Origin of the sequence: Novosphingobium sp. PhB57, from assembly GCF_004342985.1 — a bacterium.
GTDB lineage: Bacteria > Pseudomonadota > Alphaproteobacteria > Sphingomonadales > Sphingomonadaceae > Novosphingobium.
Genome location: NZ_SMBO01000001.1, coordinates 936,508 through 957,502 on the forward strand (window position 1 = coordinate 936,508; position 20,995 = coordinate 957,502).

Sequence of the window (20,995 nt, forward strand, 5' to 3'; positions counted from 1 at the left end):
CACTTTGGCAAACGGCGAGGGGCACGGCGAAATGGCCTTGTTTTTACGTCTAGCGAAGCGCCACGCTCGGCGCTAAGGCGCGTCGCATGTCCGAAATCACTCCCGATGTCGTCGAGGCGCATGGCCTCAATTCCGAGGAATACGAGCGGGTCCTGAACGCGCTCGGCCGAGAGCCCAACCTGGTTGAGCTTGGCATCTTCTCGGTCATGTGGTCCGAGCACTGCTCGTACAAGTCGAGCCGCTTCCACCTGAAGCAGCTGCCCACGAAGGCCCCCTGGGTCATCTGCGGCCCCGGCGAAAACGCCGGCGTGATCGACATCGGTGACGGACAGGCCGCCATCTTCAAGATGGAAAGCCACAACCACCCCAGCTACATCGAGCCGTTCCAGGGCGCGGCCACCGGCGTCGGCGGCATCCTGCGCGACGTCTTCACCATGGGCGCCCGCCCGGTCGCCAACATGAACGCGCTGCGCTTCGGCCGCCCCGAGCATCCGAAGATGAAGCACCTCGTCCAGGGCGTGGTCGAAGGCATCGGCTCCTACGGCAACTGCGTGGGCGTGCCCACCGTTGGCGGCGAGACGAACTTCCACAAGGCTTACGACGGCAACATCCTGGTCAACGCCATGACCGTGGGCGTCGCCGATACGGACAAGATCTTCTACTCGGCCGCCACCGGCCTGGGTAACCCGATCGTCTACGTCGGCTCCAAGACCGGCCGCGACGGCATCCACGGCGCCACCATGGCCTCCGCCGACTTCGACGAGCATTCGGACGAGAAGCGCCCGACCGTGCAGGTGGGCGATCCCTTCACCGAAAAGCTGCTGATCGAGGCCTGCCTCGAACTCATGGCCACCGACGCCATCGTCGCGATCCAGGACATGGGCGCGGCCGGCCTCACTTCCTCGTCGGTCGAAATGGCCAGCAAGGGCGGCGCCGGCATTCGCCTGAACATGAACAATGTGCCCTGCCGCGAAGAGGCGATGACGCCTTACGAGATGATGCTTTCGGAAAGCCAGGAGCGCATGCTCATGGTGCTCCAGCCCGGCAAGGAGCCGATGGCCGAGGCGATCTTCAAGAAGTGGGAACTGGACTTTGCCGTGATCGGCGAAGTGACCGACACCGGCCACATGGTTCTCGAATTCAATGGCGAAGTGGTCTGCGACATTCCACTCGGCCCGCTGGCCGACGACGCGCCGGAATACGAGCGTCCTTACGTTTCGCCTGAAGAATACAAGGCCTGGGCCAAGGTTCCGGCCCTGGGCGACGTGGGGGAAAGCGCCGACATCGGCGCCGATCTGCTCAAGCTGATGGGCACGGTCGACCTCGCCTCGCGCAAGTGGATCTGGGAACAGTACGACAGCCAGGTCGGCGGCGACACGATGCAGAAGTCCGGCGGCGACGCGGCCGTGGTGCGCATCCACAACACGCCCAAGGCGCTGGCGATCAGCACCGACTGCTCGCCCCGCTACTGCTATGCCGACCCCTATGAGGGCGGCAAGCAGGCCGTGGCCGAGACTTATCGCAACATCAGCGCGGTGGGCGGCCTTCCGCTCGCCATCACCAACTGCCTGAACTTCGCGAACCCGCAGCGCCCCGAGATCATGGCGCAGATCGTCGGCTGCCTGAACGGCATGGGCGATGCCTGCCGCGCGCTCGACTATCCGATCGTCTCGGGCAACGTCTCGCTCTACAACGAATCGAAAGCCACCGGCGGCGGCTCGGCGATCCTGCCGACCCCGGCGATCGGCGGCGTGGGCATCCTGGCCGACCACGAGAAGATGGCGACTGTCGCCTTCAAGAACGTCGGCGACGAGATCTTCCTGCTCGGCGCGCCTGAGGGCAAGCTCGGTTCGCACCTCGGCCAGTCGCTCTGGCTGCGCGAGATCGCGGGCCAGGAAGCCGGCGAAGCACCCAGGGTCGATCTCACGGTCGAGGCCGAGAACGGCGCCGCGATCCGCGAGTGGATCGGCGCGGACAAGGTTACCGCGGTCCATGACGTCAGCGACGGCGGCCTGCTCGTGGCCCTGGCCGAAATGGCGCTTGCCAGCGGCCTCGGCTGCAATCTCGACGTGGAACTGACCACGGCCGAAGCCTTCGGCGAAGACCAGAGCCGCTACCTCGTCACCGCCCCCGCTGGCACCGAACTGCCCGGCGCGCGCCGCATCGGCACCGTTGCGGGCACCAAGGTCGCCGGCAACGAAGTCAGCGATCTTCGCGACGCCAACGAGGCGTTCTTCAAGGACTGGATGGAGGGCTGATCGCTCTTCCTCCCGGAACGGAACCGGAAAAAGGGCGCCCCGACGGGCGCCCTTTTTTTCTGCTCGGTCAACCGCCCCCGGTGGAAGAGGCCAGCACGTTTACCGTCAATGCCAGGATGCCGAGGTTGAAGGCGAAAGCGAACAGGCCGTGGAAGGTGGAAACCCGTCGTAGGTCCGAATCGGTGATCTCGATATCCGCGGTCTGGCAGGTCATGCCGATCACGAAGGCGAAGTTCACGAAGTCGGCAAAATCGGGCACGCAGCCGCCGGGGAAGTCCAGGCCTTCGTGATCTCCGCCGTCGCGGGAGGAATAATAGAGCCGTGCGTAATGGAAGGCGTAGATGAGGTTGGCGAAAGTCCAGCAGGCCAGCAGCGTCACCACCAGCAGCGCAATCTCGCCGGGCACGAGGCTCTTGTTGTCGAGCACCAGAGTGCCGAGCGCGGCGAGAATGATCGAGGATATCAGCCCGGTCAGCAGAAGCAGCAGAACCTGCCCCGCATCGTCGCGCTTGGCCTGACGGCGCATCACATCGGCCGTGCCGCCGCGCCATAGCGGGATGCAGCTCAGGGTGAAGACGATCACGGCCAGATCGAACGCGGTCACGACCGCCTCGACCTTGCGCATCACGGACAGCAGCGGCCAGGGCGAGAGCAGAAGCGCGGCCAGGAACAGCAGATAACGCGGGTGCGACAGCCGACTGAGAAAAGAGGTTTCATCGCCGGCCATCATCGTCGCCTTTCCTAGATGCGAACCCATTCCTGCTCGTCGATACCGAGCAGCCGCAGCACGCTGGTGAGATCGCCGCGGTCGACCCAGCCGTTCGCCGCAGCGCGCGCCTTGGGCTTGGCGTGATAGGCGATACCGTAAGTCGCGGCTTCCAGCATGGGAATGTCGTTCGCGCCGTCGCCCGTGGCAAGGCTGGTGACGTCGTCGCCCAGCGCCGCCATCTCGGCCAGCAGCGTCGCCTTCTTGACCGCGCTGTCGACGATCGGGCCGGCAAGGCCGCCCGTCAGCTTGCCGTCGGCCACTTCCAGCCGATTGCCGACCACATGCTCGAAGCCGAGCTGCGCGGCGACCGGATCGGCGAAGTGGTGGAAGCCGCCAGTCACCAGGACGGTGCGGCAGCCGAACTTCTTGAGCGTCTCCACCAGCGTGCGCGCGCCCGGCATCGGCCGGATACGGCTGGCGAGGCATTCCTCGATGGCGCCGACCGAAAGGCCCCTGAGCAGTCCGACTCGTTCCAGAAGGGCTTGCTCGAAGTCCAGTTCGCCCTGCATGGCCCGCTCGGTGATCTCGGCGATGCGCTCCTTGAGGCCCGCGAAGTCACCCAGTTCGTCGATGCATTCCTGGCCGATCATGGTCGAATCCATGTCGGAGATGAACAGTCCGGGAATCGTCGGCTCATGATCGCAGACCAGGCCGTCGGTCGGCGCGAAATGGTCATCCAGGGCCTTGCGCAGCGCGGCGGCGTCATCGTCGGGCGAGGCAAGCTGCATGGTCTTGCCGCAGAAATCGAGCATCGCCGCCGAAGCAAGCCGCACACCGCTTTCCTGCATTTCGGCCCGCGCCGCATCGATTCTTGCCGAGAGGTGGTCCGGTTCTGCTATCAGCCGCGCAATGAGCACTGCGAATTCCCTTGAAGCTGCGTATGAAAATTCCACGGGCGGCCGCGAAAAGCCACCCCTCGCGCTCATCGCAGGGCCGACCGCCAGCGGCAAGAGCGATTGTGCCGTGGCGCTGGCGCAGGAGCTGGAGCGGCGCGGTCGGCGGGCCGTGGTCGTCAATGCCGACAGTTCGCAGGTCTATGCCGACCTGACCGTGCTCAGCGCCCGCCCCACGGCGGAGGAAATGGGCGGCATCGAGCACCGTCTGTTCGGCGCCTGGGACGGGGCCGAGACCTGCTCCGCCGCCGAATGGGCCCGCGCCGCGCGCGCGGCCATCGCCGCAGTCCATGCCGAGGGCGCCGTGCCCGTGCTGGTGGGCGGCACCGGCCTTTATATACGCACGCTCCTGGACGGCATCGCTCCGGTCCCCCCAATCGACCCGCAAGTGCGCGACGCGGTCCGCGCCCTCCCCGTTGCCGAGGCCTATGCCGCCTTGCAGGGCGAGGACCCGGAACGCGCTGCGCGCCTCGCTCCCGCAGACAGCGCGCGCATCGCCCGCGCCCTGGAGGTCGTCCGCTCTACCGGCCTGCCGATTGCCCATTGGCAGGCCCGGACCAGCGGCGGCATCGGCAGCGATGTCTCGCTTCACGCCGCAATCCTGCTTCCCGAACGCCAGACCCTCTACCGCCGCTGCGACTTGCGCTTCGCGCGCATGATCGAGCGCGGCGCCGCCATCGAAGTGGAGAGGCTGCTCGCCCGCGGCCTAGATCCCGACCTGCCGGTGATGCGCGCCATCGGCGTGCCGGAACTCGCCGCCGTTCTGCGCGGGGAAAGTGTGCTGGAGGAGGCCGTGGCCCGGGGATCGCAGGCCACCCGCAACTACGCCAAGCGCCAGTTCACCTGGTTGCGCCACCAGCCCCCGCAAGATTGGGCAAGGATCGAGTTCGAATATTTCGACCAAAAAACCCTTCAAGATAGATTATTTCACGTTATAGGGTTGACGTAATATTTTCGGCCCCTTAGAGCGCCCTCACCTGCTGATGAAAGTATGCAGGGAGGAGAGGGAGGACCCGGCACGGCGCCCGTCGTGTCGGGTCGGTTTCATTATAGTTCGCCCAAGGGCGCGCTATGGTTTTTTGGTAATGCGCGACCTTCGTGGCGCGCAATATTCGAAGGGCAGCCCTTCCCTCGGGAAACGCCCACGAATCGGTAAAGGAATGTGTTGTGACTGAAGAGCGCAGCGGCGCGAACATCCTGGTCGAAAGCCTGGTCAAGCAGGGGGTCGAATTCGTATTCGGGTATCCCGGCGGCGCCGTGCTACCGATCTACGATGCTCTATTCGGCGACGAGCGACTTCGGCACATCTTGGTCCGCCACGAAGCCGGCGCGGCCCACGCAGCCGAAGGTTATGCGCGTTCGACCGGCAAGCCCGGCGTCGTTCTCGTCACCTCGGGCCCGGGCGCAACCAATGCCATCACCGGTATTGCCGATGCTTTCATGGATTCGATTCCGCTGGTCATCATCACCGGCCAGGTGCCGACGGCGCTGATCGGCTCGGACGCTTTCCAGGAAGCGGACACGGTCGGCATCTCGCGCCACTGCACCAAGCATAACTACCTGGTGAAGGACCCGGCCGAACTGGCAGGCATCATCGACGAGGCGTTCCAGATCGCCACGTCCGGCCGTCCCGGCCCGGTGCTGATCGACATCCCCAAGGACGTCCAGATCGCCTCCGCCGCCTGGAACGATGCCCCGGCGCAGCGCCGCCAGCGCTATTCGCCGCGCACCGAAGGCACGGCGGACGAGATCGCGCAGGCGGTCGAACTGCTGGCCAAGGCCAAGGCGCCGGTGTTCTATACCGGCGGCGGCGTCATCAACTCCGGCCCGCGCGCCACCGCCCTGCTGCGCGAGCTTCAGGCCAGGACCGGCGCGCCCGTCACGTCCACCCTCATGGGCCTCGGCGCCTTCCCCGCAGACCATGCCGACTGGCTGGGCATGCTGGGCATGCACGGCACGTACGAGGCCAACCTGGCGATGAACCAGGCCGACCTGATCGTCTGCGTCGGCGCCCGTTTCGATGACCGCGTGACCGGCCGTCTCGACGCTTTTGCGCCGAATTCGACCAAGATCCACATCGACATCGACCGCGCCTCGATCAACAAGACGGTTCGCGTCGACCTGCCGATCATCGGCGACTGCGCCACCGTGCTCGACCAGATCCTGACGCTCTGGGGCGACCGCAAGGGCCAGGACCTGGCGCCGTGGAAGGCCCGCGTGGAGGAATGGCGCGGCAAGAAGAGCCTGTCCTTCCCGCTTTCGAAGAAGGCGATCATGCCGCAGCTGGCGGTCCAGCGCCTGTTCGAGCTGACCAGGGACAAGGACCCGGTGATCTCCACCGAAGTCGGCCAGCACCAGATGTGGGCGGCGCAGTATTTCCACTTCTTCGGTCCGAACAAGTGGCTGACTTCGGGCGGTCTCGGCACGATGGGCTACGGCCTGCCCGCCGCGATCGGCGCGCAGCTCGGCAATCCGGACAGCCTGGTCATCGACATCGCGGGCGACGCCTCGATCCAGATGAACATTCAGGAACTGGGCACCGCCACCCAGTACCGCCTGCCGGTGAAGATCTTCATCCTCAACAACGAGTGGATGGGCATGGTCCGCCAGTGGCAGGAACTCACTTACGAGAGCCGCTACTCGCAGTCCTATTCGGACAGCCTGCCGGACTTCGTGAAGCTGGCTGAAGCTTACGGGTGGAAGGGCATCCGCATCGAGAACGAAAGCCAGCTCGATGCCGGCATCCAGGAAATGATCGACTACGACGGCCCCGTCATCGTCGACTGTCTGGTCGCCAAGGAATCGAACTGCTTCCCGATGATCCCCTCGGGCGCGGCGCATACCGAAATGATCCTCTACGGCGACACGGTGGCCGGCACCATGGACGACGAAGCCAAGGCTCTGGTCTGAGAACGCGCGCGCAGGATCCGAAAGACATATCATGATGCACATCAAGCAAGAGGCCGAGGAACGCCACGTCCTCACCATTACCGTCGATAACGAGGCGGGCATTCTCGCCAAGATCGCCGGCCTGTTCACCGCGCGTGGCTACAACATCGACAGCCTTACCGTGGCCGACATCACCGAGAACCACGCGGTGAGCCGGATCACGATCGTCACGCACGGGCCGCCGAGCCAGATCGACCAGATCCACGCCCAGCTCGAACGCCTGGTGCCGGTGCACAAGGTGGTCGACCTCACCGAGGTAGGCCCCCACGTCGCCCGCGAACTGGCGCTCATCAAGGTGGCGGGCCTGGGCGAGAAGCGCGTCGAGGCGCTGCGTCTGGCCGACATCTTCCGCGCCAAGGCGGTGGACACCACCACCGGCAGCTTCATCTTCGAACTGACCGGCGCGCCGGACAAGATCGATACGTTCGTGCAGCTGATGCGCGACCTCGGCCTCGTCGAAGTCGGCCGTACCGGCATCGTCGCGATGATCCGCGGGCCGCACGAGGCTTAACCCATATCCTCCGGCCAGAAACCGGAACCAACCGACCATGCGCCACCGGCGCAAATCAATTAGGCCCCGCCTCACGGGGACGGGCCGTCGAAAGGGTAGTACAATGAAGGTCTATTACGACGCCGATTGCGACATCAACCTGATCACCGAAAAGAAGGTCGCGATCCTCGGCTACGGCAGCCAGGGTCATGCCCACGCGCAGAACCTGCGCGACTCGGGCGTCAAGGAAGTGGCCATCGCGCTTCGTCCCGGCTCACCCTCTGCCAAGAAGGCCGAAGGCGCCGGCTTCAAGGTGCTTGCCAACGCCGAAGCGGCCGCATGGGCCGACGTGCTCATGATCCTCGCGCCCGACGAGCACCAGGCCGCGATCTACGCCGCCGACATCCATGAGAACATGAAGCCCGGCGCAGCGCTGGCCTTCGCCCACGGCCTCAACGTCCACTTCGGCCTGATCGAGCCCCGCGCCGACATCGACGTGATCATGATCGCGCCGAAGGGCCCGGGCCACACCGTTCGCGGCGAATACGTGAAGGGCGGCGGCGTGCCCTGCCTCGTCGCGATCCACCAGGACGTGACCGGCAATGCGCAGGATGTGGCTCTGGCCTACGCCTCGGGCGTCGGCGGCGGCCGTTCGGGCATCATCGAGACCAACTTCCGCGAGGAATGCGAAACCGACCTGTTCGGTGAGCAGGCCGTGCTCTGCGGCGGCACCACCGCGCTGGTCCAGGCTGGCTTCGAAACGCTGGTGGAAGCCGGCTACGCACCGGAAATGGCCTACTTCGAATGCCTTCACGAACTGAAGCTGATCGTCGACCTGATGTATGAAGGCGGCATCGCCAACATGCGCTACTCGATCTCGAACACCGCCGAATACGGCGACATCAAGACCGGCCCGCGCATCATCACCGAAGAAACCAAGAAGGAAATGAAGCGCGTTCTGGAAGACATCCAGTCGGGCCGTTTCGTGAAGGACTTCGTGCTCGACAACCGCGCCGGCCAGCCGGAACTGAAGGCTTCGCGCATCGCCGCCAAGCGTCACCCGATCGAGGAAACCGGCTCGAAGCTGCGCGCCATGATGCCCTGGATCGGCGCCAACGCCCTGGTCGACAAGGCGAAGAACTAAGCCTTGAGGTTCAAGGCAGAGAACTGATTTCTCTTACGCATTTCGCGTTTGACGAAGGTTCGGAGGCGGCGCAGAAATGCGCCGCCTCTTCTTTTTCGGGAGCATACCCAATGCGCCGCATCCATATCCCCCTCGTCCTCGCCGCCGCAGCCGCTCTCGCGGCCCCCGTCATCGCCCAGCCGGGCCCCGGCGGCCCGGGCGGCGGCCGCGAACGGATGGAAATGCTCCACGGCGCCGGCGCCCCCACGGACGTCAAGGCGGGCACTTACGCCGTCGAGCCTGCCCACACCCAGGTCACCTTCAGCGTCTCCCACATGGGAATCTCGCCTTTCGCGGGCACGTTCTCCGGCGCCAGCGGCTCGATGACGCTCGACCCCAAGAACCTTGCCGCCACCAAGCTCAACGTCACCATCCCGGTCACTTCGGTCCAGACCACCAGCGACAAGTTGACCGAGGAACTGCGCAGCGCAGACTGGCTCGACGCCGCCAAGTTCCCCACCGCGACGTTCGTCGCCACTTCGGTCACGCCGCGCGGTCCCGATGCCGCCGCGATCGACGGTACCCTCACGCTCCACGGCGTCAGCAAGCCGATCACCATCATGGCACGCTTCTTCGGCGCCGCGCAGAACCCGATGAGCAAGAAGGATTCGGTCGGCTTCCTGGCCCGCGCGATCATCAAGCGTTCGGACTTCGGCGTGACCAAGTACGTCCCGGTCGTCTCGGATGAGACGGTGCTCGTCATCAACGCCGCGTTCGAGAAGCAGTAACGCGGGCGTCATCGACCGTTCACGGCGGATGGGCCATAGTCGCGGGATCAGACACCCCGAAAGGAGACCGGCATGAAGGCCAGACTGTTCGCGACCATTGCCCCCGCCCTCACCTTTGCAGCCGCCCTTTCCGGCTGCACCGGCACGGGGAGCGACAATCTGGCCGATGCCAGCCCACCGCCGCCGTCGATGGAACCCAGCTGCGGCGCCGACCAGCTTGCCTCCTACGTGGGCCAGCCCGCCAGCGACGAAGTGATCGCCAAGATCACCGCGTGGCGCGGCGACAAGCCGATGCGCGTCCTGAAACCCGGCATGGCCGTGACCATGGACTATCGGCCCGACCGCCTGAACGTCCAGGTGGATGAGGACGGCAAGATCAAGGGCTTCACCTGCACCTGACCCATACCAAGCGATATCTTGATCCGGGCGTCCCTGTCGGCCAAGTCTCTTTCTCGGCCAGACATCCTTGCCGAATTGAAACGGCCAGGATCTGAACAGGGACGCCCGATGAGCGAAGCAGACGAAATCGACCGAGAGGACGGCCTCACCCGTGTCGAGGCCTTTTCCGACGGCGTCATCGCCATCATCATCACCATCATGGTGCTGGAGTTGAAGACCCCGGTCACCGAGGGCCTCGGCGCGCTCTGGTCGCTCTGGCCGATCTTCATCGCCTATGTGCTGAGTTATGCCTACGTCGCGATCTACTGGGTGAACCACCATCGCCTGCTTGGCCATGCGCGGCTGGTGACCAGCGGCCTGCTCTGGTCCAACATGCTGCTGCTCTTCACCCTGTCGCTCATCCCCTTCTCCACCGCCTACCTGGGAGAGCACCACTTCAGCCGCGAGGCCACGCTGCTCTATCTGGTGACGATGCTGACACCGGCCCTTGCCTATATCCTGCTCCAGGGCCGGATCGCGGCGACCGGCGCGCAAAACGTGGCGAGCCGGCGCTATCACAAGGCCTCGCATCGCAAGGGCATCGCCGCTTCGGTGGTCTATGCGTTCGGCCTTCCGCTGACTTTTCTTTCCCCCTGGCTCGGCATCGCCTGCGCGGCGCTGGTCGCGGTGTTCTGGATGCTGCCCTGGAGCGTGCTCGACCGGCTGTTCCTCGACCGCCATCCGCCCGCCGGCTCCTGACCGCGACAGTTTGTTGCGCACCGGGATAGCTGCGCGCGGGATCGGCCGTGCCGCAAGCGGGCGCCCTTTTCGCTTTACTTCGGCGGCCCGAATGCCCATAGGCAGCGCCATGACCCTTCGTCTTGGCCTAACCCTGCGACTTATCCGCCCTTGGGCGTGAGGTGACGCGTCGGTCCTGCGGCGCGCTCGGCGCTCAAGGGGACCTGCAAAGACCGGCCAAACGCAGGCCGGCAAGACGCAAGCAGGCTAGCCAATGGCAAAAAGCCAGCGACACGAAGATCATTTCCGAGCGAGATTACCCATGACCATGCTGAAAGACCCTTCGGTCAAGTACCGTCCCTTCCCGCAGATCGACCTGCCGAACCGCCAGTGGCCCTCGCAGGTCATCACCAAGGCGCCGCGCTGGCTCTCGACCGACTTGCGCGACGGCAACCAGGCGCTGATCGACCCGATGGGCGCGGAAAAGAAGAACCGCTTCTTCGACCTGCTCGTCAAGGTCGGCCTGAAGGAGATCGAAGTCGGCTTCCCCAGCGCGGGCGCGACCGAGTTCGATTTCATCAACGGCCTCGTCAGGAACGACCGCATTCCCGAAGACGTGCTGGTCCAGGTGCTGACCCAGTCGCGCGAAGACCTGATCACTCGCTCGTTCGAGAGCCTGGAAGGCGTTCACGCCGCGATCGTCCACCTCTACAACGCCGTCTCGCCGCTGTGGCGCACGGTGGTGTTCGGCATGGAAAAGCACGAGATCCGCGGCATCGCTGAAAACGGCGCCAAGATCATGCGCGACCAGGCGGCGAAGTATCCCGGCACCCAGTGGCAATTCGAATACTCGCCCGAGACGTTCTCCACCGCCGAACTCGATTTCTCGATCGAGTGCTGCGAGGCGGTGATGGAGATTCTCCAGCCGACGCCGGAAAACCCGATCATCCTCAACCTGCCGGCGACGGTCGAGGCGGCGACGCCCAACGTCTATGCCGACCAGATCGAGTATTTCTGCCGCAACCTGCCGAACCGCGCATCGGCCGTGATCTCGCTGCACACCCATAACGACCGCGGCACCGGCGTGGCTGCCGCCGAACTGGGGCTGATGGCCGGCGCCGACCGCGTCGAGGGCTGCCTGTTCGGCAATGGCGAGCGCACCGGCAACTGCTGCCTCGTCACCGTGGCGATGAATATGTACACGCAGGGCGTGAACCCGCAGCTGGACTTCTCGGACATCGACGAAGTGATCCAGACGGTGGAATACTGCAACCAGCTCAAGGTCGCGGAACGCCATCCCTACGGCGGCGAACTGGTGTTCACCGCCTTCTCGGGCAGCCATCAGGACGCCATCAAGAAGGGCTTCGCGGCGCAGGAAAAGCGCAACGACGAGATCTGGGCCGTGCCTTACCTGCCGATCGATCCGGCCGATCTCGGCCGCGACTACGAAGCGGTGATCCGCGTCAACTCGCAGTCCGGCAAGGGCGGTTTCGCCTGGGTTATCGAGCAGGACCAGGGCCTCAAGCTGCCCAAGCGCATGCAGGCGCACTTCTCGAAGCACGTCCAGGAACTGGCCGACGAACTCGGCCGCGAACTCCAGGCCGCCGACATCTGGAACGTGTTCCGCAAGGCCTATCGCATCGACGATCCGCAGCACTTCCAGCTGATCGACTGGGAAGAAGCCAAGGCCGCCGACGGCACCCGCGTCTTCGCCGGCAAGATCGGCGTCGACGGCAAGGAGCAGTCGGTATCCGGTCGCGGCAACGGCCTGATCTCCTCGGTCACCGCGACTTTGGCGGAAAGCTTCGGCGTGACCCTCGACGTGCGCGACTATGCCGAGCATTCGATGGGCAAGAGCACTGACGCCCGCGCCGCCGCCTATGTCGAATGCGTGACGCCCGATGGGCGCGTCATCTGGGGTGTCGGCATCGACGAAGACGTGGCGACCGCCAGTGTCCGCGCCGTGCTGAGCGCTGCCAACACGGTGCGTGGCTGAGTATCCCTCCACGCTCCGGCCTTTTCGGCAATGCATTGAATTAAATGAGTTGAAATCGATTGAGGCGGGGGTCTGCGGACTCCCGCCTCAGTCGTTATGTGCACAGGGAACGGAGCGAAACGACCGGCCATGGAGGTCGCACGGCTCATCTTGCGTACGCAAATTAACGATGAATTTTTAGGAACCGTTTAGAACCGTCGACAATTTTTTCCGGCAATTCTAACGAGAACCGGGATGCCTGAATGCAGTTCTACCTCGCAACGTCCTTCATATTTCCGCGCTCGCTGCGATTGCGCATCTTTGCCATCTGCTTCCTCGCCACTCATCTTCCGCTGATCGGCTATTGTGTGTGGGGCCTGTCGACCGGGCGGATCGCCCTGTTCGAATTCGTCCTGCTGACCCTGGCGACGGTCCTGGGCACCGCCCTCGCCCTGTTCGGTATAGGGGCCCTGCTTGACCCGATCCATGCCCTGGCGGCCGCCCTGAATCCGAAGGAAGAGGACGGCGCACCGCTCCCTGAAGTGGGCGACGTGATCCAGACGCTTTACGCAGGCGTCCACCGCGCAGCCACCGCCACGCGCGCACAGATGGAAGACCTCAGCATCGCGGCACTGGAAGACCCCCTCACCGGGATCGCCAACCGTCGCGGCTTCCTGGAGCAGGTCCAGGCCCTGCCCGCCCACCAGCGCAAAGGCTGCCTGGCCATCGTCGACATCGACTTCTTCAAGCAAGTCAACGACCGGCTCGGCCATGACGAAGGCGACCGGGTGCTCTGCGCATTCGCGGACCGGCTCTCTTCACAGATACGCCGCGCCGACATGGTGGCTCGCTGGGGCGGCGAAGAGTTCGCCATCCTGTTCCACGAGTGCATCGAGGACGAAGCGGACTGGACACTGGCCCGGCTCGCCGCCCGCATGCGCGAGGAGCCGATCGGCACTGTCGATGGGCACCCGATCACCTTCTCCGCCGGCCTCTGCTGCTGGAACGACGAAGACATCGAGGCCGCGTTGCACTCTGCCGACGAGGCCCTTTATGAAGCCAAGCGCTCGGGCCGCGACCGGACCTGCCGCGCCGCCTCGGTGGCCGGGCAGGAAGTCGGCTCCTGACGCAGGACGGCCGGATCCGAAGGTCGGACTTCGGTCGATGAAACAAAAAAGGGCGGCCCGAGAGCCGCCCTTTTCCTGTATCGGTCCGTTTCCCAGGCGATCAGTCGCCGGTCAGGATGCGATCGACCAGTTCCTTCACCGTCGGCGTGAAGCCGTTGGAATAGAACGGGTCCTGCTTGAACTTGTAGGCGGCATGGCCGGCAAACATCAGGTTTTCGTCGATCGGGCCGCCGTGAGCGATGTCCTGGAGCGTCTTCTGGATGCAGAAGCTGCGCGGATCGGCGAGACGGCCGGTGGTGTAGTCGTCATGGTCCTTCCACGAGGAGAATCCGCAATGCGACAGGCAGCCCATGCAGTCGGCCTGGTCCTTGCGGATATCGTCGCGCTCGGCGGGATCGACGAAGATGATCGTGTCATCCGGTGTGCGCAGGCCATCGGTGAAGCCCTGCGCCGACCACGAACGCGCACGGTCGAGATCCTTGGGCGCGACCCAGAAGTTCTTGCCCTTCACGCCGACGTCGAGACGCACGGTATGCTCGCCGGCCTCGACCTTCGAGTAAGGAATCTGGCGCTCCGAACGCGCCTCGAGATTACGCAGGAACGGGTTGCGTACCGCCGAGGAATAGAACCCGGTCGGCGAGAAACGGTGCAGCAGCACATCGCCCGGTTCGAGAGTGCGAAGGTGGTCCTTCCACGCCTGCGGGATCGGGCTTTCGTGCGTCAGCAGTGGGCGCGTGCCGTACTGGAAGGCGATCGAGCCCAGTTCCGGATTGTCGATCCAGTTTTCCCAGTCGCGCAGGAACCAGACGCCGCCGGCCATGACGATCGGCACGGTGTCGGCAATGCCTTCCGCGCGCATGGTGTCGCGCAGCGCCTTGACGCGGGGATAGGGATCTTCCGGCTTGAGCGGATCTTCGGCGTTCGACAGGCCGTTATGGCCGCCGGCGAGCCAGGGATCCTCATAGACCACCGCGCCCAGCAGGTCGGGCACCTTGTGATAGGCGCGCTTCCACAGCGCGCGGAAAGCGCGGCCGGAGCTGACGATCGGCAGGTAGTTGACGTTGAAGCGCGCCGCGATCTCGGACAGCTTGTAAGGCATGCCCGCACCGCAGGTCACGCCCGTGACCATGCCGCGGGTCTGCTCCAGAACGCCTTCGAGGATGGTCTGGGCGCCGCCCATTTCCCAAAGGACGTTGATGTTGATCGCGCCCTTGCCGCCGGAAATCTCGTAGGCACGGCGAACCTGCTCGACAGCGCCGTCGATGGCGTAGTCGATCAGTTCCTGGTGCCGCTCCTTGCGGGTAAGGGCGTTGTAGACTTGCGGGACGATCTTGCCCTCGGCATCATAGCTGTCGGCATTGACGGCGCTGACCGTACCGATGCCGCCGGCCGCCGCCCAGGCGCCCGAGCTCATGTGGTTGGTCGCGGCAACACCCTTGCCGCCCTCAACGAGCGGCCAGACTTCGCGTCCACCATAGACAATCGGCTTGAGACCCTTGAAACCCATTTTCTCTTTCGTCTTTCCCCCGGCGTGAGGCACGCCGGTTCAGCGGCCCTGTATACGCCCTGTGCTACTGACGCACTACTTTTGCGTCATGGTGTTGCCGGATATCCGGCAAGGTACGATGTTTGCCGGCTCCGGACGCGGACCGGCGACCTCGAACTGTGCGTAGTAGCCCTGGAGCTCCGGCTTACGGACAAATTCCGTCAAACGAAAGCCCATGGACGCAAATTCGCAGAAAAGGAGTTGCGGCGGAATGCCGTGGCTGTCGCTGGCGCGATCGACGTCGACGACGACCACGCGGCCGCCCTCGCGCAGCGAAGGCCGCAAATGCCAGAGGAACGCGTAAGGCTCCGTCACTTCGTGGTACATGTGCACCAGGAAGACGCGATCGAAGCTGTTTTCCGGCAGTTTCGGATCGTCCGGCGTGCCGAGCTTGATGGAGACGTTCTCCAGCTCCTCGCGCATCACGCGGTTGCCCAGCCGCTCGTTCGCCGCGCGGTCGATATCCTCGGCCAGCACACGGCCCTTGGTGCCGACGCGCTGGGCCAGGCGAACCGTGTAGTAGCCTTCACCCGCGCCGAGATCGGCTACGCTCATGCCCGGCTCGATCCTAGCCAGGTCCATGACGACTTGCGCCTCGTTCAGGCTGTCGCGCTGGACTTCGGTGCCGACGGCACCGTCGGGCGTCCTGGAAACCGGGCGGTCCGCCACCGGAAAGGCGCGCGCGCTTTCGGCCCGCGATTCGTCGACCGGCTCGCGGTGGCACCCCCCCAGAACCAGGCCGAGCGCGAGCGTCGACACCGCCAGGGCGGAGCGGCAGGAAAGGGGGAAGGACAAGCGCATGCGGCCCTTTAGCGGTTCGCCCCGCGCTTGGCAAAATCGCTGCCGAAGCGCGGGTTCGAATTCCGCTACCGATCTCAGTCGACGTCTTCCACTTCGACCTTCTCACCCGTCACGCGCTGCGAAAGCGCGGCGGCCATGAAGGGGTCGAGCGCGCCGTCAAGCACGTCACCGGGTGCCGTCGAGACGACGCCGGTGCGCAGGTCCTTCACCTGCTGGTAGGGCTGTAGAACGTAGGACCGGATCTGGTGGCCCCAGCCGATGTCGCTCTTGCTGGCGTGTTCGGCACTGGCCGCTTCCTCACGCTTGCGCATCTCTTCCTCGAACAGACGCGCCTTCAGCATGCCCATCGCGATTTCGCGGTTCTTGTGCTGCGAACGGTCGATCTGGCTGGCGACGACGATGCCGGACGGACCGTGCGTGATGCGCACTGCCGAGTCCGTGGTGTTGACGTGCTGCCCGCCCGCACCCGAAGCGCGATAAGTATCGATCTTCAGGTCCGCCGGGTTGATGTCGATCTCGAAGCTGTCGTCGATCACCGGGTAGACCCAGACCGACGAGAAGCTGGTGTGGCGGCGCGCCGAACTGTCGTAAGGGCTGATGCGGACCAGGCGATGGACGCCGCTTTCGGTCTTGGCATAGCCATAGGCGTTCTCGCCCTTGATCAGCAGGGTGCAGCTCTTGATACCCGCGGCTTCGCCCGAGTGGTAGTCCACCAGTTCGACCTTGTAGCCGTGACGCTCCGCCCAGCGCGTGTACATGCGCTGGAGCATTTCGGCCCAGTCCTGGCTTTCCGTCCCGCCGGCACCGGCATGGACTTCGAGATACGTGTCGTTGCTGTCGGCCTCGCCGGAAAGCAACGCGGTCACCTTGTCCTGGTCGGCGCGTTCGGCAAGAGCGGCGAGCGTGGCGATACCTTCGTTGATGGTATCCTCGTCGTCCTCCATCTCGCCCAGTTCGACGAACTCGATGGCGTCCTGCATTTCGCGGCCAATATCGTTCACGGCACCGATCGCAGCCTCAAGACGGCGACGCTCCTTCATCACCGCTTCGGCTTCCTTGGGCTTGTCCCAAAGCGTGGGGTCTTCGACACGCGCGTTCAGCTCGTCGAACCGGCGCAGGGCGCGGTCCCAATCGAGGAACTTGCGGACCAGCGCGAGGGCCTTCTCGATACGCGCAATGTGGGCCTGCCCTTCGGCACGCATGACTTGAAACTCCCAAGAAGCGACAGCGCGCGCATAGCGCAGCGACGGCATATGTAAAGCGCGCGAGCAAAGTGGCGCGCGGAAACGGCGCTCTTACCCGCCTATGGGGGTGCTGTTCAAGGCTGGAGTGCGGTTGTTCACCCGGTGGAGGTCCCAGGCCGCCTCAGCCCGCTGCAATCAGCGCGGCCCTCAGCCCTTGAGCTTCTTCACGGCCTCAAGGGTGAGCTTCACATGGTCGCGGTAGTCGAGTTCCGAATGAACCATGACGATGCGCCCGTCCTGCGCGATCACATAGCTGGTGCGGTCGGTCATGCCGGCCGGCACGCCTTCGCGCTTCATCGCTACATCGTAGGCCTTGGTGATCGCCGGCGTGGCCACGGCGACGGCGAACTTGTCCCGGCAGGCTTCGGTCGAGAACTTCTGCAGCGTGGGCAGGTCATCGGCCGACATGCCTACCACGGTGGCGCCCAACTTGGCGAAATCGGGGGTCGCATCGGCGAACGCATGGGCTTCCAGCGTGCAACCCTGCGTGAAGGCCTTGGGATAGAAGTAGAGCACGACCGGCCCCTTCTTCAACGCCGCCTTGAGGTCGAAGGCCATGACCTTGCCGCCCTTTGCGCCCTGCGTCGAGAACGCGGGAGCCTTGGCTCCGACGGGCAATGCGGCCTGAGCGGCACCGGCGGAAACAGCGAGGGCGAGAGCCGCGATGGCGGCGGGCAGGATCTTGCGCATGGCGGGCAATCTGAACTTCGGAAAGGGACCTGTCCAGTCCCTTCCCGGCCCCGATCGCGCCTCCGTTCCTGCCGCTTATTCGATGTAGCCGAGCACCGTGCCAACCTCATAGGTCTCACCCACCGCTGCGACGATCCGCAGGGTGCCCGAGGCGGGCGCCTCCACCTCATTGGTGGACTTGTCAGCTTCCAGCGAGAACAGCGGCTCGCCTTCGGTCACGGCGGCGCCATCGCCGACCAGCCATTCGGCAACCTGGCCTTCTTGCATCGAGAAACCGATCTTCGGGAGCAGGATTTCAACGGCCATGGTACTTCCAGTCCTCCAGGATTTCGCGTGCCCGAGGCCCCTGCCCCATCACGGCGATTTGCCATTCTGACTAGCGCAAGGCGCGGGGCAGGCAAGCCGCCCACCCCGCTATCCGCGCCGGCGATATGAGAGCCTCAATCTGGCTTGCCATCCTCATGCGCCATCCAGTGGACGAAGCGGTGAAGCGGATACATCGCATCGTGCGGATTGCCGATCGTCGAAGGCCCCGCCTCGCCCAGGTGGACCACGCGCTGCGCACCGCCGGCGGCCAGCCGGTCGCGGTAATCGGCCATGCGGTCGAAGGGATAGAAGCCCACCGTCTGCGTGGCGACATTGATCCACTTCACCGCTTCATCAAGGCTGTCCACCCGCACGACGTTGGCGGTCTTGTTGATCGGATGGAAGTCGACCGGCTCTTCGGAGCGGATGACAAGACCCTTGCCGTCGGTCCGGCCCCAGACGCCGTATTCGTCGTCCATCAAGGTCATCGTATCCACCGCCTCGCGCATGTCGCGGTCGAGCGGGCGCACGTCGCCGCTTTCCGCTGCGCGGCGGGCGATGTGGTGGTGGAGGCGCTCGCAGAAGCGGTCCACTTCCTCCTCGCTGCCCTCCACGAACTGGAAGCGGCTGGCGACGCAGGCCTCCTGGTTCAGCGTCATGACGTCAGTGGAGCAAAGGTCCGCCACGCGGTCCACCGTTGCTTCGTCCACCAGCCCCTCGCGCCCGACCATCGAGATCGAGGTCTTGGGATCGAAGGAAACGAGTTGAAAACCAGGCCCCAAATACTTGATAACATTGTTTATTGCATCGCCCCCGCCCCAGGCGACAATCTTGTCGAAATACTGCGGACGATAGAGCACGCGCTCGGTCGCATCGTCACCGCCGCGCCAGTAGACCGCCGACATGGAACGGACGATGGGATGGTTCGCATCGATATCCGCCATGGTCCGCAGGATCGCGACCATGGTGAAGGGATCGGCGCTGCTCATCTTGAACAAGTTCACGCCCTTCACCATCGATCCCTGCGCCACCGACTTCACCGCCACGCCCGGCGAATTACCCGGCAGCACGTGGATCAGACGGGGCGCGAAGGCGCGTACGAAGCTTTTGCGGCCGGTGAAGTCCTGCTTCGGCACCCACTCATCGAGCGCGCGCGGATCGGGGAAGTTCTGCTCCACCTCCGCCATCAGCACGCGCTTGTCGAGATAGGCTGCGGCATGGCGCGCGGTGTTCTCGACCACGGCACGCGGCAGGATGTGCGTGCGGCACATCCGTTCGATGCATTCCTGCATGTGGTCGTTGTCAGGAGCGATGAGGCGCTGGCCGGTCTCGACAAGGAAGTCGATGATTTCGGCCAGCGGCACGTTCAGCAGCGGCGGCACCTCAGTGCGCGGCGGCACCGCGCGGTCGAAAGGTATCCTGGGCGTCGCGAAAGTCACGCCGAGGTCACGCGACGTCTGGACTACATCGGTGCCGTGCAGTACCTCACCACGCAGGAAGAACGGAGCCGAAACGAGTTCTTCGTTTTCAGCAACTTGCGTTACGGAGTTCATGCTACACCTCGCACATAGGCGTCGACCGTGCCCGCGCAGCCGATCTTGTCGTCCCCTTCCAGATCCGCGTAGCGAACGATGTTGTCGCGGATCGAAGGACCGTGGTTGCCGCACTTGCAGGGGCCATGGTCGAGCGAGATCCGGTCACCCGTGATCACTCCGCCCCAGCGCCCGTCGAGCGAAAGATCGAAGAACGCGGCGCGACCTTCCATTTCACCTGAAGTGTGGTCGAGGGCCCCCTCGACAAGAGCATCGCCCGACTTGTCGAGCAGCACCGGAACGATCCACGGCGGCACGTGATAGCGCCCGCCCTCGCGACACTTCGGCATGCCGGAATTCAGTTCCTGCATCGAGTAGTTCTGGAAGTGGCGATCCTCAGGAATATTGAAGGTATCGAACACATACTCCTGATAATCATCGGGAAGTTGTGCGCGCTTCAGCCCGCCACCGACATAGATCGAATTGTCCGGATGGAAGTCTGCACGGCCATAGCCCGCATCACGCACCGCCTTGGCGACCTGCCAGAGGCCGCTCCACAAGCCCGAAAGCTGCAGCTTGCGATGGCGATTCTCGATGATGAACTGCGCCGTCGCCGGGATGGCATCGGCCACCGCCTTGGCGCGCGCGGCGGAAGTTTCCTCGAAAGCGGCAATCTCATCCGGACGGGCAGTGCCATCGGCGATCTTCTTGCGCATCACCACCATCGAGGTCAGCGATCCCACGGTGATCGGCGGCACCGGATAGTGCCAGCGGGGCGCCGCGGGATCGGCAAATGCCTCATACTGCGCCTGGGCGATCGTCGCATTCTTGGGCACGGTCGCCACCGGCGCACAGCCGACGATCACGCGGTCCTGCGCCGGAACCACGCCCGACCCCCACGCAAAGACGTTGACCGTGTCGATCTTCGACCAGTCCATGTCCTTCTGCGAGGCGATCAGCATGGCCGACTTGCCGGTGGTGCCGCTGGAGCAGGAGATGAAATAGCCAAGCGCCGCCAGCCGCTCGATCCAGTCGTCGATGCCCTCGACATCTTCGAGGTCCAGCCCCTCGATCGGATAAGGCGAGATCGTGCCGAGCCACTTGGTCAGCCGGTCCCAGCGCTCCTCCATCAGAAAGCTCTCGGGGTACGACTTGTAGGCGGTGTGCGGGAACAGCAGCGGCACCATGTCCGCCACGGACCCAATCTTATCGATCCCGGCATCGCGGGCACGCAGAGCCAACAGCTTGATGCGATCCTTCCGCTCCTGGAAGCGCTCGTCGAGCGCAGCAACCTGCGTTGCGCGCAGTTCCTCGGCACTGAAACTGAAACGCTGCGGATCGGCGACCAGCGCCATGAGCCTGTCGACGGCTTCACCCATTCGTTCTCT

The 20,995-nt window shown here is 64.6% G+C and carries 19 protein-coding genes; 10 read left to right on the forward strand and 9 right to left on the reverse strand.

The annotated features are described in order from the left end of the window. The first annotated feature begins 86 nt into the window (after positions 1-86). Entirely contained in the window at positions 87-2,258 is a 2,172-nt protein-coding gene (purL, locus tag EDF58_RS04230; RefSeq protein ID WP_132262932.1) for a phosphoribosylformylglycinamidine synthase subunit PurL, read from the forward strand. 67 nt (positions 2,259-2,325) lie between these two features. Here the strand turns inward: purL and EDF58_RS04235 are convergent, their stop codons facing one another. Both EDF58_RS04235 and serB read right to left on the reverse strand, forming a co-directional pair. After that, positions 2,326-2,985, reverse strand: a complete 660-nt coding sequence (locus EDF58_RS04235; protein ID WP_132264116.1) for a DUF1345 domain-containing protein — start codon at positions 2,983-2,985, stop codon at positions 2,326-2,328. Between the two features lie 14 nt (positions 2,986-2,999). Next, entirely contained in the window at positions 3,000-3,884 is an 885-nt protein-coding gene (gene serB, locus EDF58_RS04240; RefSeq protein WP_132262934.1) for a phosphoserine phosphatase SerB, read from the reverse strand. Between serB and miaA the strand changes: the two genes are divergently transcribed. From miaA to EDF58_RS04285, 9 genes are all read left to right on the forward strand, one after another. Further along, positions 3,877-4,869 (forward strand): tRNA (adenosine(37)-N6)-dimethylallyltransferase MiaA, encoded by a 993-nt coding sequence (gene miaA, locus EDF58_RS04245; protein ID WP_132262936.1) that lies wholly within the window; start codon positions 3,877-3,879, stop codon positions 4,867-4,869. The genes serB and miaA overlap by 8 nt on opposite strands. A 218-nt stretch (positions 4,870-5,087) precedes the next feature. Beyond that, the gene (gene ilvB, locus EDF58_RS04250; RefSeq protein WP_132262938.1) at positions 5,088-6,830 is read left to right on the forward strand and encodes a biosynthetic-type acetolactate synthase large subunit; all 1,743 of its coding nucleotides are present in this window, start codon (positions 5,088-5,090) and stop codon (positions 6,828-6,830) included. A 31-nt stretch (positions 6,831-6,861) separates the two neighbouring features. Continuing rightward, on the forward strand, positions 6,862-7,380 hold the full coding sequence (ilvN, locus tag EDF58_RS04255) for an acetolactate synthase small subunit (protein WP_054441698.1): 519 nt from the start codon (positions 6,862-6,864) through the stop codon (positions 7,378-7,380). A 103-nt stretch (positions 7,381-7,483) separates the two neighbouring features. Continuing rightward, positions 7,484-8,503: a ketol-acid reductoisomerase gene (ilvC, locus tag EDF58_RS04260; protein ID WP_132262940.1), complete on the forward strand. Its 1,020-nt coding sequence runs from the start codon at positions 7,484-7,486 to the stop codon at positions 8,501-8,503. Between the two features lie 110 nt (positions 8,504-8,613). Beyond that, positions 8,614-9,270, forward strand: coding sequence for a YceI family protein (locus EDF58_RS04265; protein ID WP_132262942.1), 657 nt, complete (start codon positions 8,614-8,616; stop codon positions 9,268-9,270). A gap of 72 nt (positions 9,271-9,342) precedes the next feature. Continuing rightward, a complete protein-coding gene (locus EDF58_RS04270; RefSeq protein WP_132262944.1) occupies positions 9,343-9,669 on the forward strand; it encodes an I78 family peptidase inhibitor in 327 nt (108 codons plus the stop codon). 108 nt (positions 9,670-9,777) lie between these two features. Continuing rightward, complete coding sequence (locus tag EDF58_RS04275) at positions 9,778-10,407, forward strand: TMEM175 family protein (RefSeq protein WP_132262946.1); 630 nt, start codon at positions 9,778-9,780, stop codon at positions 10,405-10,407. Between the two features lie 301 nt (positions 10,408-10,708). Next, entirely contained in the window at positions 10,709-12,382 is a 1,674-nt protein-coding gene (leuA, locus tag EDF58_RS04280) for a 2-isopropylmalate synthase (protein ID WP_132262948.1), read from the forward strand. A gap of 242 nt (positions 12,383-12,624) precedes the next feature. Next, the gene (locus EDF58_RS04285; RefSeq protein ID WP_132262950.1) at positions 12,625-13,488 is read left to right on the forward strand and encodes a GGDEF domain-containing protein; all 864 of its coding nucleotides are present in this window, start codon (positions 12,625-12,627) and stop codon (positions 13,486-13,488) included. Positions 13,489-13,588: 100 nt separating this feature from the next. Here the strand turns inward: EDF58_RS04285 and EDF58_RS04290 are convergent, their stop codons facing one another. The 7 genes from EDF58_RS04290 to EDF58_RS04320 form a co-directional block, all read right to left on the reverse strand. After that, positions 13,589-14,995 (reverse strand): nitronate monooxygenase, encoded by a 1,407-nt coding sequence (locus EDF58_RS04290; RefSeq protein ID WP_132262952.1) that lies wholly within the window; start codon positions 14,993-14,995, stop codon positions 13,589-13,591. Between the two features lie 75 nt (positions 14,996-15,070). Then, a complete protein-coding gene (locus EDF58_RS04295; RefSeq protein ID WP_243654122.1) occupies positions 15,071-15,772 on the reverse strand; it encodes a class I SAM-dependent methyltransferase in 702 nt (233 codons plus the stop codon). Between the two features lie 137 nt (positions 15,773-15,909). Continuing rightward, on the reverse strand, positions 15,910-17,037 hold the full coding sequence (gene prfB / locus EDF58_RS04300; protein ID WP_132262956.1) for a peptide chain release factor 2: 1,128 nt from the start codon (positions 17,035-17,037) through the stop codon (positions 15,910-15,912). 189 nt (positions 17,038-17,226) lie between these two features. Next, positions 17,227-17,769: a peroxiredoxin gene (locus EDF58_RS04305; protein ID WP_132262958.1), complete on the reverse strand. Its 543-nt coding sequence runs from the start codon at positions 17,767-17,769 to the stop codon at positions 17,227-17,229. A gap of 75 nt (positions 17,770-17,844) precedes the next feature. Next, positions 17,845-18,075: a biotin/lipoyl-containing protein gene (locus EDF58_RS04310; RefSeq protein ID WP_132262960.1), complete on the reverse strand. Its 231-nt coding sequence runs from the start codon at positions 18,073-18,075 to the stop codon at positions 17,845-17,847. Between the two features lie 134 nt (positions 18,076-18,209). Further along, positions 18,210-19,628, reverse strand: coding sequence for an acyl-CoA reductase (locus EDF58_RS04315; protein ID WP_132262962.1), 1,419 nt, complete (start codon positions 19,626-19,628; stop codon positions 18,210-18,212). Continuing rightward, a complete protein-coding gene (locus tag EDF58_RS04320; RefSeq protein WP_132262964.1) occupies positions 19,625-20,986 on the reverse strand; it encodes a hypothetical protein in 1,362 nt (453 codons plus the stop codon). Before EDF58_RS04320 ends, EDF58_RS04315 begins: the two co-directional genes overlap by 4 nt. Positions 20,987-20,995: the final 9 nt, after the last annotated feature.

Bases quoted from the DNA above. Each gene is read 5' to 3' on its own strand.
- miaA (WP_132262936.1), top strand. From the start codon at position 3,877: ATGAGCACTGCGAATTCCCTTGAAGCTGCGTATGAAAATTCCACGGGC.
- EDF58_RS04235 (WP_132264116.1), bottom strand. From the start codon at position 2,985: ATGGCCGGCGATGAAACCTCTTTTCTCAGTCGGCTGTCGCACCCGCGT.
- purL (WP_132262932.1), top strand. From the start codon at position 87: ATGTCCGAAATCACTCCCGATGTCGTCGAGGCGCATGGCCTCAATTCC.
- EDF58_RS04315 (WP_132262962.1), bottom strand. From the start codon at position 19,628: ATGAACTCCGTAACGCAAGTTGCTGAAAACGAAGAACTCGTTTCGGCT.
- EDF58_RS04270 (WP_132262944.1), top strand. From the start codon at position 9,343: ATGAAGGCCAGACTGTTCGCGACCATTGCCCCCGCCCTCACCTTTGCA.
- ilvC (WP_132262940.1), top strand. From the start codon at position 7,484: ATGAAGGTCTATTACGACGCCGATTGCGACATCAACCTGATCACCGAA.
- EDF58_RS04310 (WP_132262960.1), bottom strand. From the start codon at position 18,075: ATGGCCGTTGAAATCCTGCTCCCGAAGATCGGTTTCTCGATGCAAGAA.
- EDF58_RS04285 (WP_132262950.1), top strand. From the start codon at position 12,625: ATGCAGTTCTACCTCGCAACGTCCTTCATATTTCCGCGCTCGCTGCGA.
- EDF58_RS04265 (WP_132262942.1), top strand. From the start codon at position 8,614: ATGCGCCGCATCCATATCCCCCTCGTCCTCGCCGCCGCAGCCGCTCTC.
- EDF58_RS04305 (WP_132262958.1), bottom strand. From the start codon at position 17,769: ATGCGCAAGATCCTGCCCGCCGCCATCGCGGCTCTCGCCCTCGCTGTT.
- ilvN (WP_054441698.1), top strand. From the start codon at position 6,862: ATGATGCACATCAAGCAAGAGGCCGAGGAACGCCACGTCCTCACCATT.
- EDF58_RS04320 (WP_132262964.1), bottom strand. From the start codon at position 20,986: ATGGGTGAAGCCGTCGACAGGCTCATGGCGCTGGTCGCCGATCCGCAG.
- EDF58_RS04275 (WP_132262946.1), top strand. From the start codon at position 9,778: ATGAGCGAAGCAGACGAAATCGACCGAGAGGACGGCCTCACCCGTGTC.
- prfB (WP_132262956.1), bottom strand. From the start codon at position 17,037: ATGCGTGCCGAAGGGCAGGCCCACATTGCGCGTATCGAGAAGGCCCTC.
- EDF58_RS04290 (WP_132262952.1), bottom strand. From the start codon at position 14,995: ATGGGTTTCAAGGGTCTCAAGCCGATTGTCTATGGTGGACGCGAAGTC.
- leuA (WP_132262948.1), top strand. From the start codon at position 10,709: ATGACCATGCTGAAAGACCCTTCGGTCAAGTACCGTCCCTTCCCGCAG.